A 2505-nucleotide genomic window follows, 5' to 3' on the forward strand; every position below is an offset into this window, starting at 1 on the left:
CCGAACGGCGCCCAGCCGAAGCGGCGGCGGACCGCGACGCCGTGCGGATCACGCGGACTCGCCCGGTAGAAGGCGCGGGACACGGGCGCCCGCCAGTCCACGACCAGGGGCGGGGCGGCGAGATCGGTGGTGATCCGGCGGCGGCCGATGTGGTAGTGACGGCGGCGGTGCGCGCCGGCGGCGGCGCTGTCCTCGAAGTCGAGCCGGCCGAAGAACAGCGGCGTCTCGGGCAGTTCGCCCAACTCCTTGGCGTGACTGCGCAGGTGGTAACCCAGCACCTCGGCATCGGCGCCCGACGCCGAGACGTCGGCGCCGGTGACCACGTGTTCGACGGCGCCCTCGACCATCTTCGCCATGGCCGTGCGGCACACCTCGTGGTGGGCGCGCTCCCGGTCGAGTTCGCGTTCGAGTTCCCGGGCGAGTGGGCGTCGGGGGCCGTGAGTGGGTTCGGGTTCGGGTTCGGGTTCGGAGTCGGAGTCGGAGTCGGGTGCGGGTTTGGGTTCGGAGTCGGAGTCGGGTTCGAGTCCGTGGGTGTGTTCGTGTTCGAGCCCGGGGTCGAGTGACGTCATACCGGCCACAATAATGTGACCGAGTCAAAAATGTTACTCGGTTACATGTGTGTAGCGGCGCAGGCCGTCCCGCAATTGCGTGAACGCCCGCCCCGCCGCAGCCACCGCGCGGGGCTCGACCGTCTCGGCGCTCTCCCCCGCCGCGATCCGCCGCCAGTTGTCCTGGGCGAGGATGCGCAACACGGTGACGATCTGCCCCGCGGCCAACCGCGCCTCGATGTCGTCGGGTCCGCCGAGCACCGCGGCCAACGCGTCCTCGGAGCGATGGGTGAACACGTACAGCCGCGCGACCAGGCTCGGCGTCTCGTACAACAGGGTGTGAAACGCGAGCACGTCGGCGTTGTCGCACAGCCCGGTCACCGGGTCGCGGCGCGCGAGGCCGGCGAGGAAGTGTCGGTGGAGCGCGTCCAACGGCGACACGTTCGCCGGCCGGCGCGCCACCACCCGGGCAGGCTCGTCCTCGTGGTCGGCGAACCGGTGGAGGACGAGATCCTCCTTGGTCGGGAAGTACCGGAACAGGGTGGGCTTGGAGATGTCGACCGCGCCGGCCACCTCCGCGACCGACACGTCGTCGAATCCCCTGGCGAGGAACATCGAGATCGCCGTATCCGAGATCGCCTGATGCATCCGCCGCCGCTTGCGCTCCCGCAACCCCGGGCCGCCGACCTCGCTGTCACCGTTCATGGCCATGCAGACTACGCAGCGCGCCACCTCGACCGGCGCGGCGCACCACACCACCGCCGGGGCGGGGCGGGGTCAGTTCGCGTGCCCGGGGTCCAGGTCGCGCACGGCGGAGAACATCAGCAATGGCGACCGGTCCGGCTGCGGGTCCGCGAGGTCGAGCGGCTCCAGCAACACGCCGGTGTGGTCGCCGAGCCCGAACGTGCGCACGACGCGACCCACGAAGTGCCGCGGGCAGTCGTCGAGGACGGGCACACCACCGGGGCCCGGCGTCCACCCGCAGTGCGCGAACTTGTCGACGACGTCGCCGCTCTCCTCGCCGAACAGCGACGCGATCGGGTGCTGCTCGGCGGTCAGCGCGTGCACGGCGAGGGTGGTGGCCGCGACGGCGATGTCGTGTGTGTGGTTGGTGAGGGAGATACAGACCATGAATCCGGGTGGGTCGATGCTCACCTGCGACGCGAAGCCCACCAGGCAGCCGGTCGGCTCGCCGGTACCGGGATGCGCCGCGGTCACCACGAACATCGGGTAGTCGAGCCGATCGACGAAGTCGTCGAAGGTCGGATGCGGGCGGGAGGAGTGTTCGGAGTTGTCGGGTGTGCGTGCGACCACGATCGTGCCTCCGCTGTCGATACCGGCCGCCACCCATCGGATGGCCGCCCTGGAACCCTGTGCCCGGGTGTCCCTGCCCGCGACGACGACGGGTAGTCCGATTCGGGCAACCTGCGGAGTCGGGGGCCTCGGGTCGGGGGCGGTGCCGAGGTGGGGTCCGGACGAAGGTGTGCGCCAAGGCGTCCGAGGACGCGGAGGCCGGCGTCGATGCGGTCGACCCGGCGCTCGGCCGACACGAGGGCACGACGCGGCGCGCCACGCGGGGCCCGTCCGGACCCGGGCGTCCGCGAAGCCGACGCCCGGCCGCTCACATCAGGTGGGCGCGGCAGGCGAGTTGGACGGCCAGGCGTTGTCGGGGGTCCTCCAGGTCGGCGCCGATCAGTTCGCCGACCTTGCGCACGCGTTTGGTGACCGCGTTGCGGTGCAGGTGGAGTTCGTCGGCGGCGCGGGCCGGGGAGCCCTGGTGGTCCAGGTAGGCCTGGAGGGTACGCAGGAGCGGGGCCGCGCGTTGCGGGCCCAGGGCCAGGACGGGGGCGAGGAGTTCGTGCACCGCCTCGCGGGCGGCGTCGGAGGAGTACCAGTCCAGGAGCATCCGGTCCAGGCCGGCCGCGTCGTGGGCGGCGATCGGGCCGCCGGACGCGCC

At 72.0% G+C, this 2505-nt stretch carries 3 protein-coding genes and 1 pseudogene; all 4 read right to left on the reverse strand.

The window, feature by feature from the left end; all coding sequences use genetic code 11:
* A pseudogene (locus GT354_RS53665) lies at positions 1–569 on the reverse strand (hypothetical protein); the annotation flags it as partial.
* 33 nt (positions 570–602) lie between these two features.
* Positions 603–1259, reverse strand: a complete 657-nt coding sequence (locus GT354_RS08575) for a TetR/AcrR family transcriptional regulator (RefSeq protein WP_161355661.1) — start codon at positions 1257–1259, stop codon at positions 603–605.
* Between the two features lie 66 nt (positions 1260–1325).
* Entirely contained in the window at positions 1326–1862 is a 537-nt protein-coding gene (locus tag GT354_RS08580) for a flavin reductase family protein (RefSeq protein ID WP_346011932.1), read from the reverse strand.
* A 307-nt stretch (positions 1863–2169) separates the two neighbouring features.
* On the reverse strand, positions 2170–2505 hold a 336-nt coding region (locus tag GT354_RS08585; RefSeq protein ID WP_161355662.1), incomplete at its 5' end, for a helix-turn-helix domain-containing protein.

Source organism: Streptomyces sp. SID3343 (assembly GCF_009865215.1).
GTDB lineage: Bacteria > Actinomycetota > Actinomycetes > Streptomycetales > Streptomycetaceae > Embleya.

Bases quoted from the DNA above. Each gene is read 5' to 3' on its own strand.
- GT354_RS08575 (WP_161355661.1), bottom strand. From the start codon at position 1,259: ATGGCCATGAACGGTGACAGCGAGGTCGGCGGCCCGGGGTTGCGGGAG.